General features: G+C 75.1%; 15 protein-coding genes. 7 read left to right on the top strand and 8 right to left on the bottom strand.

The window, feature by feature from the left end; all coding sequences use genetic code 11:
* Positions 1 to 5: 5 nt before the first annotated feature.
* Positions 6 to 1280 (top strand): class I SAM-dependent methyltransferase, encoded by a 1275-nt coding sequence (locus tag FJR00_RS05615; protein ID WP_141337832.1) that lies wholly within the window; start codon positions 6 to 8, stop codon positions 1278 to 1280.
* Between the two features lie 36 nt (positions 1281 to 1316).
* On the opposite strand, the gene tsaD is transcribed toward FJR00_RS05615, so the two are convergent.
* From tsaD to FJR00_RS05640, 5 genes are all read right to left on the bottom strand, one after another.
* On the bottom strand, positions 1317 to 2387 hold the full coding sequence (gene tsaD / locus FJR00_RS05620) for a tRNA (adenosine(37)-N6)-threonylcarbamoyltransferase complex transferase subunit TsaD (RefSeq protein WP_141337833.1): 1071 nt from the start codon (positions 2385 to 2387) through the stop codon (positions 1317 to 1319).
* Positions 2384 to 2890 (bottom strand): ribosomal protein S18-alanine N-acetyltransferase, encoded by a 507-nt coding sequence (gene rimI, locus FJR00_RS05625; RefSeq protein ID WP_238330328.1) that lies wholly within the window; start codon positions 2888 to 2890, stop codon positions 2384 to 2386. The genes tsaD and rimI overlap by 4 nt, the downstream gene beginning before the upstream one ends.
* Complete coding sequence (tsaB, locus tag FJR00_RS05630) at positions 2887 to 3564, bottom strand: tRNA (adenosine(37)-N6)-threonylcarbamoyltransferase complex dimerization subunit type 1 TsaB (protein WP_202876600.1); 678 nt, start codon at positions 3562 to 3564, stop codon at positions 2887 to 2889. The genes rimI and tsaB overlap by 4 nt, the downstream gene beginning before the upstream one ends.
* 61 nt (positions 3565 to 3625) lie before the next feature.
* Positions 3626 to 4849, bottom strand: coding sequence for an HD-GYP domain-containing protein (locus tag FJR00_RS05635; protein ID WP_141337834.1), 1224 nt, complete (start codon positions 4847 to 4849; stop codon positions 3626 to 3628).
* Positions 4846 to 6249, bottom strand: a complete 1404-nt coding sequence (locus tag FJR00_RS05640; RefSeq protein ID WP_141337835.1) for an HD-GYP domain-containing protein — start codon at positions 6247 to 6249, stop codon at positions 4846 to 4848. The genes FJR00_RS05635 and FJR00_RS05640 overlap by 4 nt, the downstream gene beginning before the upstream one ends.
* Before the next feature lie 402 nt (positions 6250 to 6651).
* On the opposite strand from FJR00_RS05640, the gene FJR00_RS16640 reads away from it, so the two are divergent.
* On the top strand, positions 6652 to 6726 hold the full coding sequence (locus FJR00_RS16640; protein WP_373288732.1) for a 50S ribosomal protein bL37: 75 nt from the start codon (positions 6652 to 6654) through the stop codon (positions 6724 to 6726).
* 79 nt (positions 6727 to 6805) lie between these two features.
* On the opposite strand, the gene rsrA is transcribed toward FJR00_RS16640, so the two are convergent.
* The 3 genes from rsrA to FJR00_RS05655 form a co-directional block, all read right to left on the bottom strand.
* Entirely contained in the window at positions 6806 to 7102 is a 297-nt protein-coding gene (gene rsrA, locus FJR00_RS05645; protein WP_075959110.1) for a mycothiol system anti-sigma-R factor, read from the bottom strand.
* Positions 7099 to 7764 carry a sigma-70 family RNA polymerase sigma factor gene (locus tag FJR00_RS05650; RefSeq protein ID WP_075959165.1) on the bottom strand — a complete coding sequence of 222 codons (666 nt, stop codon included), beginning with the start codon at positions 7762 to 7764 and terminating at the stop codon, positions 7099 to 7101. The genes rsrA and FJR00_RS05650 overlap by 4 nt, the downstream gene beginning before the upstream one ends.
* A gap of 149 nt (positions 7765 to 7913) precedes the next feature.
* The gene (locus FJR00_RS05655) at positions 7914 to 8795 is read right to left on the bottom strand and encodes an SGNH/GDSL hydrolase family protein (protein WP_141337836.1); all 882 of its coding nucleotides are present in this window, start codon (positions 8793 to 8795) and stop codon (positions 7914 to 7916) included.
* A 96-nt stretch (positions 8796 to 8891) separates the two neighbouring features.
* Here FJR00_RS05655 and FJR00_RS05660 point away from each other — a divergent pair, with 96 nt between their 5' ends.
* From FJR00_RS05660 to rsgA, 5 genes are read left to right on the top strand one after another with little or no spacing between them, the layout of a single operon-like run.
* Positions 8892 to 10136 (top strand): pyridoxal phosphate-dependent aminotransferase, encoded by a 1245-nt coding sequence (locus FJR00_RS05660; RefSeq protein WP_141337837.1) that lies wholly within the window; start codon positions 8892 to 8894, stop codon positions 10134 to 10136.
* 14 nt (positions 10137 to 10150) lie between these two features.
* On the top strand, positions 10151 to 10990 hold the full coding sequence (locus tag FJR00_RS05665) for an SOS response-associated peptidase (protein ID WP_141337838.1): 840 nt from the start codon (positions 10151 to 10153) through the stop codon (positions 10988 to 10990).
* Positions 10987 to 11688 (top strand): alpha/beta hydrolase family protein, encoded by a 702-nt coding sequence (locus FJR00_RS05670; RefSeq protein WP_141337839.1) that lies wholly within the window; start codon positions 10987 to 10989, stop codon positions 11686 to 11688. The genes FJR00_RS05665 and FJR00_RS05670 overlap by 4 nt, the downstream gene beginning before the upstream one ends.
* Positions 11685 to 12986 (top strand): 3-phosphoshikimate 1-carboxyvinyltransferase, encoded by a 1302-nt coding sequence (gene aroA / locus FJR00_RS05675; protein ID WP_141337840.1) that lies wholly within the window; start codon positions 11685 to 11687, stop codon positions 12984 to 12986. The genes FJR00_RS05670 and aroA overlap by 4 nt, the downstream gene beginning before the upstream one ends.
* On the top strand, positions 12986 to 13999 hold the full coding sequence (rsgA, locus tag FJR00_RS05680) for a ribosome small subunit-dependent GTPase A (protein ID WP_181409510.1): 1014 nt from the start codon (positions 12986 to 12988) through the stop codon (positions 13997 to 13999). Before aroA ends, rsgA begins: the two co-directional genes overlap by 1 nt.
* Positions 14000 to 14016: the final 17 nt, after the last annotated feature.

The raw sequence follows: 14016 nt of genomic DNA on the forward strand, positions 1-14016 counted from the left end.
GGTGCGTGCAGCAGGAGGACGAGGACCCCGGCCGCCGGGCGGCGGCACTGCTCACCGACCTGCACGCCGGGCCCGGTCGCGCGGTGCTGGACGGGCTCCCGCCCTACGACGAGGACGCCGTGCTGGCGCTGACCGCCCGTCTGCGGGACCAGGGGGTGCCCGCCGAGGTGGTCGCCGCGGCCCTCACCCAGGCCCGGCTCCGGGCCCGGGCGCGCCGCCGCCTGGGCGACCTGGCGGAGACGTTGCTGCTGACCGAGGACGGCCTGGAGCAGGCCACCCGGCCGGCGGTGGCGGTCCGGCACGCGGAGCGCTTCGCGGCGTCGGGCGTCGGGCACGTGTGGGACCTCGGCTGCGGGCTGGGCCTGGACGCCATCGCCCTGGCCGGGGCCGGTCTGGAGGTGACGGCGCTGGACCGCGATCCCGCGGTGGTCGCGGCCGCCCGTGCCAACCTCTCCGGCCACCCACGGGCTCGTGTCGTCCTGGCGGACGCGGGATCCGTGACGCCGGAGCCGGACGACGGTGTGTGGTTCGACCCCGCACGTCGCTCCCCCGGGTTGGCGGACGTGCACGGACGCACCCGACGCCGGTCCCGGCTCGCCGAGCTGTCACCGTCCTGGGAGCACGTGCAGCTCGTCTCGCGCCGGGCGGCCGCCGCGGGGACCAAGCTCTCCCCCGGGTTCCCCGTCTCCGAGGTGCCCGACGGGGTGGAGGCGGAGTGGGTCTCCCTCGACGGGGACGTGCTGGAGTGCGCCCTGTGGTGGGGCGGTGCAGCCGGGACCACCGGTCGGTCGGCGGTCGTCGGAACCTCCCCCGGTGCGGGGTCGTCCGGGGACGCCGCGGTCCGGTGGCACGTCGTCCGGCCTCCGGAGCAGGACCCCGGGGTGCTGGTCGACGCCCGGTCGGTCGGGCCGTTCCTCGCCGAGCCCGACCGCGCCGTCGTCGCGGCCCGTCTGACCGGCGCGCTGGCGGCGACCGTGGACGGCGCCGAGCTGGACACCGGCGTCGGCTACGTGACGGCCGGGAGGGTGCACCCCCTTCCCTGGGCACGGTGGTACGCGGTCCAGGATGTCCTTCCCCTCAGGGCCCGCCCGGTGCGGGCCTGGCTGCGGGCGCGGGACGCGGGCCGGGTCACCCTCAAGAAGAGGGGCGTCGGGGTCGACCCCGGGGCGTTCCGCACCGAGCTCCGGCTCAGCGGGGAGGGCCCCGAGGTCGTCCTCGTCCTCACCCGTGTGGCGGGCCGTCCGGCCGTCCTCGCCGTGGAGCCCGTCCCCGTCCCCTGACCGGCGCACGGGGAGCGGGCGGGGCGGTCCTGCCCGTCAGGGGTGGGAGTGACCCGCGCCGACGCCGGACTGGACGAGCTCGACCGGCTGGGACGAGTCCGCCGGCAGGTCGAGGTCCGACGGGGTCCGTCCTCTCTGCACCATCTGGGCGCCCAGGGCCGCGACCATCGCCCCGTTGTCGGTGCACAGGCCCGGTCGGGGCACGCGCAACCGGATGCCGGCCGCGTCGCACCGCTCCTGGGCCAGGGCCCGCAACCGGCTGTTGGCCGCGACCCCCCCGCCGATGAGCAGGTCGTCCACCCCGTGCTCGGTGCAGGCCAGCACCGCCTTGCGCGTCAGGACGTCCACGACCGCCTCCTGGAAGCTGGCGGCCACGTCCGCGACCGGCACCGGCTCCCCAGCCTGCTCGCGCGCCTGGACCCATCGCGCCACGGCCGTCTTGAGGCCGGAGAAGGAGTAGTCGAAGCGGTGCCGCTGCAGGTCCCGCCCGGAGGTCAGCCCCCGGGGGAAGTCGATGGCCACCTGGTCGCCCTCCCGCGCGGCCCGGTCGATGTGCGGTCCACCGGGGAAGGGCAGGCCCAGCAGCCGGGCCACCTTGTCGAAGGCCTCGCCCGCCGCGTCGTCGATCGTCGCGCCCAGCGAGCGGATGTCGTGGGTGACGTCGGGGACCAGGAGCAGGTTGGAGTGCCCTCCGCTGACGAGCAGGCCCATGGTGGGCTCGGGCAGGGGCCCGTGCTCGACGACGTCGACGGCCACGTGCGCGGCCAGGTGGTTGACCCCGTAGATCGGCCGGTCGAGGGCCACCGCGAGGGCCTTGGCCGCCGCCACGCCGACGAGCAGGGCACCGGCCAGGCCCGGACCGGCGGTGACGGCGACCGCATCGACGTCCTGGAGCCGCACTCCCGCCTCCCGGCAGGCCCGCTCGATGGTCGGCACCATCGCCTCGAGGTGGGCACGGCTGGCCACCTCGGGGACGACCCCTCCGAAACGGGCGTGCTCGTCGACACTGCTGGCGATCGCGTCGAAGAGCAGGGTCCCTCCCCGGACGAGGCCCACCCCGGTCTCGTCGCAGCTCGTCTCGATGCCCAGCACGAGTGGTTCGGTCACGGCAGCGACAGCTCCTTCCTCAGGACCAGGGCGTCGACGGCGGACCCGCCGTCGGAGGACCGGTAGTAGCCCCGCCGGACGTTGACCTGCTCGTAGCCCGCCGCCGCGTACAGGTGACGGGCCGCGGGGTTGTCGGCCCGCACCTCCAGCATCATGGCACCGGCACCCGAGTCCCGGGCGTGGTCGTGCAGACGTTCCAGGAGGCGGCTTCCCCAGCCGTGCCCCCGCGTCTCGGGACCCACGGCCAGCGTCATGACGTCCGCGGTCTCCCCGTCCGAGCTCATCCCCGCATACCCGAGGATCTGCTCGTCCTCGGCGGGTCCGTCCGACCCGCCCGCGGCCGGTCCCGTCAGCACCCAGTAGGAACGGGTCGGCCGGCCGGCCAGCTCGGACCAGAAGGTCGCCGCGGACCATGCGTCGGCCGGGAAGCACCGACGCTCCAGCCGCGCCATGGCGGCGAGGTCGCGCCAGCCAGCCGCCCGCAGGGTCGTCGACCCGGTCACGGCCGTCGTCCCCCACCCGCGACGGCGTCCGGTCGGCGCAGGTACAGCGGTTCGGGCGGCAGCAGGGCCGTCCCCGCGTCGGGATGCTCCCCGCCCAGCAGAGCCTGCGCCAGGGTCGCCAGCACCCCGGGGTCCACGTCCCCGGCCGCGTGGACGAGCGGACTGGGCAGGTCTTCGGGGTAGAGCGAGGTCCCTCGCCCCACGGTGGGCAGGTGCCGCACCTCCTCGGGCAGGTCGGCGGCCCGGGAGACACCCGGACCCTGGATCCGCCGGGCGGCCCGGCCGCCCACCTCGTAGACGGCCCAGTAGACCTCCTTGCGCCGCGCGTCGGTCGCCACCAGCAGCGGCCCCTCGTGGCGTCCGACGACCCCGTGGGCGAGGGCGTCGAGCGAGCAGACCCCGTCGGGGGCGGGCAGCCCCAGCGCGTGGGCCATGACGAGCCCGGTCACGACACCGACCCGCAGACCCGTGAACGGGCCCGGGCCGACGCCGACCACGATCCGGGTCAGCCTGGTGCGGTCGACACCGGCGTCCTGCAGGACCCGGCGGACGGCGGGGGCCAGCAGCTCCCCGTGCCTGCGTGCGTCCTCGCTCACGGCGCGGGCGAGCACCGTGCTCCCGTCGTGCAGGGCCGCGCCGACGGTCGTCGTGGAGGTGTCGATCGCCAGGAGCACGGACCCAGGCTAGCCGCTGCGGGCCACCCGGGCCCGCGAGGCCGGTCCACCCGCCCGCCGTTCACCCCACCCGGGTGAGCCGGTCCGCGGCGGAGGAGGTGAGCCGTCCACGCCGGACCAGGTGCCGTACGAGCGCCTCCACCACCTCGGGGTCGTACTCGTGCGGCGTGCTGCGCAGGAGCCGGGAGAGCGCCTCCACCGGCTCGTCGGGCCCCGTCGCCCCCTGGACGAGGTCGTCGTAGGCCGAGACCACCCGGACCACGCGGGCTGCGGGAAGCACGTCGCCCCGCGCCACGGCCCGGTGGTGGGGCAGCCCGACGTCGGCGACGGCGGCGGCGACCCGCGAGAGCTGGGCCGTGCGGGCCAGGATGGCCGCCCCCGTCCCGGCGATCCGGCGCTGGTCCCGCGGGGAGACCTCGACGGTCGCCCCGCCGGGGACGGGTCGGCGCAGACCGACCTGCCCGACGTCGTGCAGCAGCGCGACCGCCTCCACGTCTGCCAGGTCGGGGTCCGGGACCCCCACCTCCCGCGCCACGGGCACGGCGAGGGTGGCGACGCGGTAGGCGTGCCCGCGTGCGGTAAGACCCGCCTGGTCGGTCAGCCGGGCCAGCGCGAACAGGGTCTGCCGCTGGGCCGCCCGGATCGTCCGTTGGCGCGACACGGCGGTCTGCAGCACGCCCAGGGGCACGAGGAACAGCACCAGCGCCACCGGCCCCAGCACGTGCATCGACAGTGCCATGACGGCGGCGGTGGAGGCCGTGGCCAGGGCGAGCAGGCCGTGCCGCCCCAGGTCGTCCGCCAGCGCTGCGAGGACGGACACCCGCTCGGCCCGGGCCCGCAGGACCGAGCGGCCGGCCACCGGCACGGCGACCGTGGCGACCGCGACCGACAGCAGCAGCAGGGCCACCAGCCCGCTGCGGGACCCTGGTCGAGCGGTCCCCTCGAGCAGGGTGCTGCCGTCGGGGCCTGTCACGCGGGCCAGCACACCGGCCACGAGGACGGTGCCGACGGCCCGGGCGAGGTCGGGCCCGAGGCCGGCCGTCGACCTCCGGGCCAGCGCCACGGTCAGGACCGCCCCGGCGGCCAGGGACGCAGGCCCCAGCAGGCCGGTCAGCCCCACGGGAGGGTCCCCGGACGCGGGCCACGCGGTGGACACGGCGGCCGCGATACCGGTCGCCTGGGCCAGGGGGGCGTCGCGCACGGCACCGGGCGCGGCCACCCGCCAGATCTCCCCCAGGATCATGACGGCGAGCACGACGAGCGCTGTCCCCACGGTGAGGGTCACGGCTGGCGCTCCGCACCCTCGGGCTGCCACTCGGCGAAGACGTCGCTGACGCGGGGGTCGTCGTGATCGACCCACCCGTCCGCGGGCAGTGGGTCGAGGACGGGGGACCCGGTCCCGGCAGTGCCGTGGGTCGTCGGGCTGCTCCCACCCGCCGCGGTCCCCACGACGGTACTGGCCAGCACCTCGACGACGGCAGGGTCCAGGTGGCTCCCGGCCCGTCGCCGCAGCTCCGCCACGGCAGCGCCCTGGTCCCCCGTACCCTGCCCCCGGTCCACCGTCAGCGCGTCGAACGCGTCGGCCACGGCGATGACCCGGGCGGCCAGGGGGATCTCGTCCCCCCGCAGCCCGTCGGGATAGCCGCGACCGTCCATCCGCTCGTGGTGGTGGCGCACCGCGGGCAGCGCCCCGGTGAGGAAGTCCAGCCCGCGGAGGACGTCCACCCCCGCCACCGGGTGGCTGCTGAGCAGGCTGAGGCGTCCGGCCGGCTCCGGGTCCGTGTGTTCCCCACCGTGCAGCCCCGGCCGGACGGCGACCATGCCGATGTCGTGCACCAGGGCCGCGTAGTGCAGGTCGTCGGCCGCCTGACCCCGGATCCCCAGAGCGGGAGCCATCCGGTCCACGAGCTCGGCGACCCGGGCGCTGTGCCCCACCGAGGTGGGCTCAGCCTTCTCCAGGGCGGCCACGAAGGTGGTCACCGTCTCCTGGTGCTCCCGACGGGCAGCCACCTCCCGGCCGATCGACCAGTGCGCGACGAGGAGCGGCCCGAGCACGAAGAGGGCACTGAGGGCCCCGAGGCGGGCCGGCCCCCACAGCACCGCGAAGAGGAAGGCGATCACCACGTGGGACAGATAGCCCCACCCCAGGCTGCGCAGCACACGGGCCACCATCCCCGGGACGGCTGTGCCCTTCATGAAGTGCGACATCAAGGCGATGGCCACCGCGTTGAGTCCCGTCATCGCGGCGTAGGCCAGCAGCAGCGGCAGCCCCACCCTCAGCAGCAGGTCGGGAGGGTAGACCGGGTCCGCACCCTGGACCCGGACCCCTCCCAGCGTAAGGTAGACCAGCCCACCGGCGGCGCCGAGGAAGCCCGTCATCGCGACGTTGAAGAACCTCGTCCGCCAGCGGGTTCGGCGTGGGTCCAGCGCGTAGGAGACCCCACCGACGAGGACCGCCCCCGACGGTCCCGCCAGGGGCAGAGCGGCCGCGAGCACGACCATCGCCACGGAGACCCCCAGGTGCGGCCCGAGATCGCGCTCGCGGAGGGCCACCCCGGCGACCCCGAGCACCGCGAGGGCCAGCACGACCACCGGGTCCGGGGGGCCGGCCCCTCCCCCCCGGGTCCATCCCCACCAGCAGACGGCGGTGGCCAGGACGCCGAGCAGGAGGATGTAGAGATCCACCCGCACGGACGCGGGGCCGACGCCCCCACGTCGGCCCCGCGTCGCAGGGGTGTGCTTCGTCAGTCCTCCCAGGAGACCACGTCGATGACGTTGCCGCCGAAGGAGGAGAGGAGAGCGGTGAGGAGCTGGTACATGTCGGGGGTCCTTTCGTCCGTGTCCCGTGGGGACACCCGGGGGTGACGGTCAGGGGGAGACCGTGGGGCCACTGTCCCACACCGCGGGCCGCCCTTCCTGCCGTCAGGCCCGGCGGCGGACGAACTTGAACAAGCCTTTACCCAATGTGTGATCCAGATCACAATCTTCGTGGGTCCTGGTGGTCGTGTGTGAGATGATGACTCGTCGCCACCCCTGCCGTGACCGGCCGGAGGCCGACCGTCCCGTCCCTCATCCCCAGGAGGCACCATGAGCAAGCGAGCCCGCAAGCGTCGTGACCGCAAGAAGAAGGCCGCCAACCACGGCCGCAAGCCCAACGCCTGACCAGTAGGCGCGCAGGAGGGCCGGACCCCGACGGGGACCGGCCCTCCTGCCGCGTCCCGGCCCGTTCCGCGGGGCGGGGTCAGCGGTCCCGACGGTCGCGCACGACGGTGACCGACGTGGTCGTGATCCGGGTGAGGATCTGCGTGCGCAGGGCCGCCGGCGCCGGTTCGCAGGCGCACGCCCGGCGCACCAGCGCCTTGAGCAGCAGGTCGCGCTCGTACTCCGCCAGGCACGAGCCGCACTCGTCCAGGTGCTCCCGGATGCGGGCCTGGTCCACCGGGCCCGCCTCGTTGTCGACGAACTCGAACAGCCTGAGGACCACGTCGGCGCAGTCGGCCGGACCGCGCGCAGGCCGGTTCTCCTCGTGGTGGTTCATCGCCGGGCCTCCTCGGGGGAGGAGATGACGCCACGCTCGACGGCGTAGTCGGTGAGCAGCTCCCGCAGCTGCTTGCGCCCCCGGTGCAGCCGGGACATCACGGTGCCGATGGGCGTGTCCATGATCTCGGCGATCTCCTTGTAGGAGAACCCCTCCACGTCGGCCAGGTAGACCGCGAGCCGGAAGTCCTCCCCGATCGAGGCCAGCGCCTTGGTGACGTCGCTGTCCGGCAGGTGGTCCAGGGCCTCCGTCTCGGCCGACCGGAGCCCCTTGGAGCTGTGCGAGGCGGCCCGGGCCAGCTGGTAGTCCTCGACCTCGGCCGCGTCCGACTCCAACGGCTGCCGCTGCTTCTTGCGGTAGGTGTTGATGTAGGTGTTGGTGAGGATGCGGTACATCCAGGCCTTGAGGTTCGTGCCGGGACGGTACTGGTGGAACGCCGCGAAGGCCTTGGCGTAGGTCTCCTGCACCAGGTCCTCCGCGTCCGTGGGGTTGCGGGTCGTCCGCAGGGCGGCGGAGTACATCTGGTCGAGCAGGGGCATGGCCTCGCGCTCGAAGCGGGCGACGCGCTCCTGGTCGGTCTCGTTCTCGACGTCGACCGTGGCGTCGGCCTCGGCGAGCGCCTGAGCCTCGAGCTCCTCGATCGTGGGCTGGTGGGTGTCCATCGACGTCCAGCCTAGCCCGACGTCGGCCACCAGCGCGCTCGCGCCCGTCCGCTCGCCCGGGGCGTGGGTGGTGATCAGCACCGGCTTCCTCCTGCCTGGGTCGGTTCGTTGTCGGCAACGGCCCGCCCGGCCGGAGCATTCCCGGCGGCTCAGGGACCGGTCAGCGTCCCGTCCACCGTGCGGGCCCACAGCGCGGCCCCGTCCTCGTCAGGGTGGACCGTGTCAACGAGCAGGGCCGCCGGGTCCCCCGTCGCCTCGAACGCGGCTGCGACGTCGATGGTGGGCAGGCCCTCGGCCGCGGCCAGGTCGGCGAGCGCAGCGCGGACCTCGGCGTTGGCGTCGTCGGCCTGCGGCTGCTGCAGCGTGACGACGACCGGCAGCCCGCCGCCGAAGCGCTGCCGGAGGGCCTCGAGCGTGTCCGCGGTGCCCGACCGCACGCTGTCCACGGTGTCGTTGTGGCCGTAGTTGAGGATGACCAGGTCCGGCTCCTCGGGCACCAACGCCTCCAGGCGGCCGGCGGGATAGGCGGCACCGGCACCCGACTGGTGGCCCGCATACAGCGTCACCGTCCCGCCGTCCTGCCCCGAGCCCAGCTCCACCGGGTCGATGTAACCGTCCTCGGTCCACTCGTTCCAGGAGACGACCTCGACCGGCCGGTCCGAGGCCAGGGCCCGACCCCACTCGTAGACCCACTCCCACGTCTCGTTGCCGGTGGAGTCCCCCAGCGCGGCGACGACGACGGGCGCCCCGTCGGCCAGGACGTCCCGCACGGCGTCGAGGTCCGGTGGTCGGCCGGCCCCCGTCGCGGCGGCGTCGTCGGCGGTTCCACCGGTCGTGTCCCCGGGCGCCCCCGAGGTCACCGCCGAGAGGTCCGCCACGAGCCCCACCGGCCCGGTCGGTCCGCCCTCGGACGAGGGGTCGGTCGGCCCACGGTCGGGCGCGGGGCCGGTCACGGACGTGAACGTCAGCGCGGTGAGCACCCCGGCGACCAGCACCAGCAGCAGCAGTCCGACGTCCTGGAGCCTTCTCATCGGGCCACCTCCTCCGGATCCGGCACCGGGTGGTCGGGGCGCCACCGCGTCCAGTGCCCTGGCAGGGTACCCGCTGCGGGGTGCGACGATGGTCCCGTGAACCCCAGCGTCCGCCACCACCCCCTTCGCGAGCTGACCCAGCCGGTCAAGCTGCAGAACGTCCTCTACGAGATCCGCGGCCCGGTCGCCGCCCGCGCGGCGCAGCTGGAGGCCGAGGGCCACCGCATCCTCAAGCTCAACATCGGCAACCCGGCGCCCTTCGGCTTCGAGGCCCCGGACACGATCCTGCAGGACATGATCGCCGCCCTGCCGACCGCCCAGGGCTACTCCGAGTCCAAGGGGATCCTCTCCGCCCGCCGCGCCGTCGTGTCGCGCTACCAGGAGGAGCCGGGGTTCCCGGACCTCGACGTGGACCACGTCTACCTGGGCAACGGCGTCTCGGAGCTGATCATGATGACGCTGCAGGCCCTGCTGGACCCCGGCGACGAGGTGCTGGTCCCGGCCCCCGACTACCCGCTGTGGACCGCTGCCACCTCGCTGGCCGGGGGGACCCCAATGCACTACCTGTGCGACGAGCAGGACGGCTGGAACCCCTCGGTCGAGGACATCCGCAGCCGGATCACCCCGCGGACGAAGGCGATCGTCGTCATCAACCCCAACAACCCCACGGGGGCGGTCTACTCCCGCGAGGTGCTCGAGCAGATCGCCCAGCTCGCCCGCGAGCACTCGCTGCTGCTCATGGCCGACGAGATCTACGACCGCATCCTCTACGACGGCGCCCGGCACACCTCGATCGCGGCGCTGGCGCCCGACCTGCTGTGCCTGACGTTCAACGGCCTGTCGAAGACCTACCGGGTCGCCGGCTACCGGGCGGGCTGGGTGGCCATCACCGGGCCCACGCACCACGCCAGGGGCTTCCTGGAGGGCATCGAGCTGCTGGCCTCCACACGCCTGTGCCCCAACGTCCCCGCCCAGCACGCGATCCAGGTGGCCGTCTCGGGGCACCAGAGCATCGACGAGCTCATCGCCCCCGAGGGTCGGCTGACCCAGCAGCGCGACGTCGCCGTCTCGATGCTGGGCCGGATGGAGGGGGTCTCGGTCGTCGAGCCGCAGGGCGCCCTCTACGTCTTCCCGCGGCTGGACCCGGACGTGCACGAGATCCGGGACGACGTCCAGCTGTGCCTGGACCTGCTGGAGCAGGAGAAGATCCTCGTGGTCCACGGCACCGGGTTCAACTGGCCCACCCCGGACCACCTGCGGATCGTGACCCTCCCGTGGAGCGTGGACCTGCGCGCGGCGCTGGAGCGGATGGGCAACTTCCTGGCCAGCTACCAGCAGTGAGGTGACGGGCAGCCATGTGCGGCAGGTATGCGGCCACCGCCCACCCGGAGGAGCTCGTGGAGGCCTACGAGGTGGCGCTGGACGCCACCGACCAGCCGTCCCGCAGCCTGCTGCGCTCGCCGCAGCAGCCGCCGCCGGGACGTCCCGACCACAACGTCGCCCCGACCAAGCAGGCACCGGTCGTCCTGACCCGGGCCCCGCGAGGTGGGGGTGAGGACGCGCAGCCGGTGAGGCAGCTGCGGCTGCTGACGTGGGGCCTGGTGCCCTCGTGGGCCAAGGACCCCTCGGGCGGCACGCGGATGACCAACGCGCGCGCCGAGACCGTCCTGGACAAGCGGGCCTTCGCCCCGGCCGCCTCCCGGCGACGGTGCCTCGTCCCGGTCACGGGCTGGTACGAGTGGCAGCTGAGCCCGGTGGCCCGGGACGCCCGGGGACGGCCGCGCAAGCAGCCCTTCTTCATCAGCCGTGCCGACGACGTCCCCCTCGCGCTCGCCGGGCTGTACGAGTTCTGGAAGATGCCCGACGCGGCTCCGGACGACCCGTCCTCCTGGGTCGTCTCCTACACCATCGTCACCACGGCCGCCGAGCCCGGGCTCCACCGCATCCACGACCGGCAGCCGGTCGCTCTCGACCGGCAGGCGTGGGAGGCCTGGCTCGACCCCGGCCTGACCTCCCCCGCCGACGTGCGTGCGCTGCTCGACGGGTCGCACGTCCCGGGCAGGTTCCAGGCCTGGCCGGTGAGCACCGCGGTCAACTCCTCCCGCAGCAACGGACCCGGCCTGGTCGAGCCGCTCCCGACCGACCAGCTGGAGGGTGCCGTGGACCCGGTCACCGGAGAGGTGCTCGGGCGGTGACGGCAGGCACGGCCGGACCGGCGGAGCAGCTGGTCCCGACGGACCAGGGCCCCGGGCGGGTCCGGGTCTTCCCGGCCCCCTCCCCCGTCGGGACCCTGCTGCTGGGTCACGGCGCGGGCGGCCGACGGGACACGCCGGACGTGCTCGCCCTCACCTCCCTGGCGGACCACGGCTGGACCGTGGTGCTCGTCGACCAGCCGTGGCGGGTCGCCGGGCGACGCGTGGCCACGGCGCCCCCGCGGCTGGACGCGGCGTGGCTGCAGATCCTGGGCGCCCTGTCCGAGGACCGAGGCCCCGGCCTCGACCCGCTGCCCCGGCCGTGGGTGCTGGGGGGTCGCAGCGCGGGTGCCCGGGTGGCCTGCCGCACCGCGGCCCTCGACGACGGCACGCCGCGGCCCGGGGTCGCCGCGGTCATCTGCGTCGCCTTCCCCCTGCACCCCCCGGGGCGGCCGGACCGCACCCGGGCGCCGGAGCTGGCGGGGCCGGTGCGGGCCGGCCTGCCCACGCTGGTGGTCCAGGGGAGCGCCGACCCGTTCGGGCGGCCCGAGGAGGTCGTCGCCGCCGTCACCGACCCGCGGCTCACGGTCGTCCCGGTCCCTGGCACCCACTCAGCCACCCGGGACCTGCCCGCGCTGACGGGCGCCGTCCGTAGGCTGCTGGCCACCCTGCCCCCCGACCCCGAGGACGCGCCGCGATGACCCACCCCCAGATCTGGGCGGCCCCCGAGGCCGCCGGGCCCGTCCGCGCGGCGGTCGAGGTTCCCGGGAGCAAGTCGCTGACCAACCGGTGGCTGGTGCTGGCCGCCCTCGCCGACGGGCCCTCGGTGCTGCATGGTCCGTTGCGCTCCCAGGACAGCCTGGCCATGGTCGAGGCGCTGCGCACCCTCGGTGTCGACGTCGACGACCGCCGCGACGACCTGTGGCGGGTGGAGCCTCCGGACCGGCTCCGCGGCTCGGTGACCGTCGACTGCCACCAGGCCGGGACCGTCATGCGTTTCCTGGCCCCCGTCTCAGCCCTGGCGGACGGCCCGGTGCGCTTCGACGGCCACCCCTCCGCGCGCGCCCGCCCGGTGGGGCCCGTCCTGCAGGCGCTGCGGGACCTGGGGGTCCAGGTCGACGACGGGGACCGGGGCACCCTGCCCTACACCGTCCACGGCGCCGGCGCCGTGGCGGGAGGCCGGGTCCGGATCGACGCCTCGGCGAGCTCGCAGTTCGTCTCAGCGCTCCTGCTGGCCGCCCCCCGCTTCACGACCGGCCTGGAGCTCGTGCACGTCGGCGCCGCCCTGCCGAGCCTGCCGCACGTGGAGATGACCGAGGCGGTGCTCCGTCTGGCGTCGGTGCGGGTGGACCGCCCCGGCCCGACGAGCTGGCGCGTCGAGCCCGGCCCGGTCCACGGTCTGGACGTCCAGGTCGAGCCGGACCTGTCCTCCGCCGCACCCTTCCTGGCCCTGGCCGCGGCCACGGGCGGGCAGGTGACGGTCCAGGGCTGGCCGTCCGCCACCACCCAGCCCGGGGACCGGCTGCCGGAGCTCCTCGGGCGGATGGGGGCCAGGACGTCGCGGCACTCCGACGGTCTGATGGTGCACGGCCCGCCGGGGGGCCGGCTGGAGGGCGCGGACCTGGACCTGTCGGAGGTCGGGGAGCTCACCCCCGTGGTCACCGCCCTGTGCCTGCTCGCCCGGTCGCCGAGCCGGATCCGTGGGGTCGCGCACCTGCGCGGACACGAGACGGACCGGCTGGCCGCCCTGACCACCGAGATCGGGCGCCTGGGCGGTGACGCCAGGGAGCTGGCCGACGGGCTGGAGGTCCACCCCGTACCGCTCCACGGGGCCGAGCTGCGGACCTACCACGACCACCGGATGGCCATGTTCGCCGCGGTCGTCGGGGCCGTGGTCCCGGACGTGCGGGTGCAGGACGTGGCCTGCGCCGACAAGACCTTCCCCGGTTTCGACCGCGTCTGGGAGACGGCCGTGGCCACCGGCAGGAGGCAGGTCTGATGGGCCGCTACGACCATCTGGACGAGTCGGTCGTGCGCGAACGGCCCTCCCGCCGCAACACCCGACCCCGGTCCAAGGACCGGCCGGCGCACGAGGACGCCGTGACCGGGATGGTCGTGGGGGTGGACCGGGGCCGGTACACCGTCCGGGTCCAGGACCGGACCGTGGTCGCCATGCGGGCGCGGGAGCTGGGCCGCACGCGGATCGTGGTCGGTGACGTCGTGGGCATGGTGGGCGACACCAGCGGCGACCCGGACACCCTGGCCCGCATCGTCCGGGTCGAGGACCGGCGGACCGTGCTGCGCCGCAGCGCCGACGACAGCGACACCGTGGAGCGGGTCATCGTGGCCAACGCCGAGCAGCTCGTCATCGTCACCGCGGTGGCCGACCCGGAGCCGCGCACCCGGATGGTGGACCGGTGCCTCGTGGCCGCCTACGACGCGGGGATGGACCCCCTCCTGCTGCTCACGAAGGCCGACCTGGGGGATCCGGAGGAGTTCCTGTCCCACTACCGCGCTCTGGACGTGCCGCACGTGGTGAGCCGGGGAACCTCGGACGGGGCCCTCGACGCCGCCGGCGTGGCGGAGATCGGTCGGCACCTGGCGGGGCGCACGAGCGTCCTCGTCGGGCACTCCGGCGTCGGCAAGTCGACGGTGGTCAACGCCCTCGTCCCCGGCACCGACCGGGCCACCGGCCCGGTGAACGTGGTGACCGGGCGCGGACGGCATACCTCCTCGTCCGCGGTCGCCCTCGAGCTGGCCGGGGGCGGGTGGGTCGTCGACACGCCGGGGGTCCGGTCGTTCGGCCTGGGCCACGTCGACCCGGCCACGTTCGTCGAGCACTTCGAGGACCTGGCCCCGGGCACCGCGCTGTGTCCCCGCGGGTGCAGCCACGACGAGCCGGCGTGCGGGCTGGACGAGTGGGTGAGGCGGGAGTCGGTGCCCCACGGGGTCGAACGGCTCGGGTCGCTGCGACGGCTGCTGCGCAGCCGCTCCGGCGAGGAACGCGGCTGAGGCCGCAGGAGGCGGTT

The organism is Ornithinimicrobium kibberense (assembly GCF_006519705.1).
GTDB classification, from domain to species: domain Bacteria; phylum Actinomycetota; class Actinomycetes; order Actinomycetales; family Dermatophilaceae; genus Ornithinicoccus; species Ornithinicoccus kibberensis.

What these genes read in the sequence shown, in the direction of transcription:
- rsrA (WP_075959110.1), bottom strand. Translation starts at nt 7,102, where the DNA reads ATGAACCACCACGAGGAGAACCGGCCTGCGCGCGGTCCGGCCGACTGC.
- rsgA (WP_181409510.1), top strand. Translation starts at nt 12,986, where the DNA reads ATGGGCCGCTACGACCATCTGGACGAGTCGGTCGTGCGCGAACGGCCC.
- FJR00_RS05650 (WP_075959165.1), bottom strand. Translation starts at nt 7,764, where the DNA reads ATGGACACCCACCAGCCCACGATCGAGGAGCTCGAGGCTCAGGCGCTC.
- FJR00_RS05665 (WP_141337838.1), top strand. Translation starts at nt 10,151, where the DNA reads ATGTGCGGCAGGTATGCGGCCACCGCCCACCCGGAGGAGCTCGTGGAG.
- aroA (WP_141337840.1), top strand. Translation starts at nt 11,685, where the DNA reads ATGACCCACCCCCAGATCTGGGCGGCCCCCGAGGCCGCCGGGCCCGTC.
- FJR00_RS05655 (WP_141337836.1), bottom strand. Translation starts at nt 8,795, where the DNA reads ATGAGAAGGCTCCAGGACGTCGGACTGCTGCTGCTGGTGCTGGTCGCC.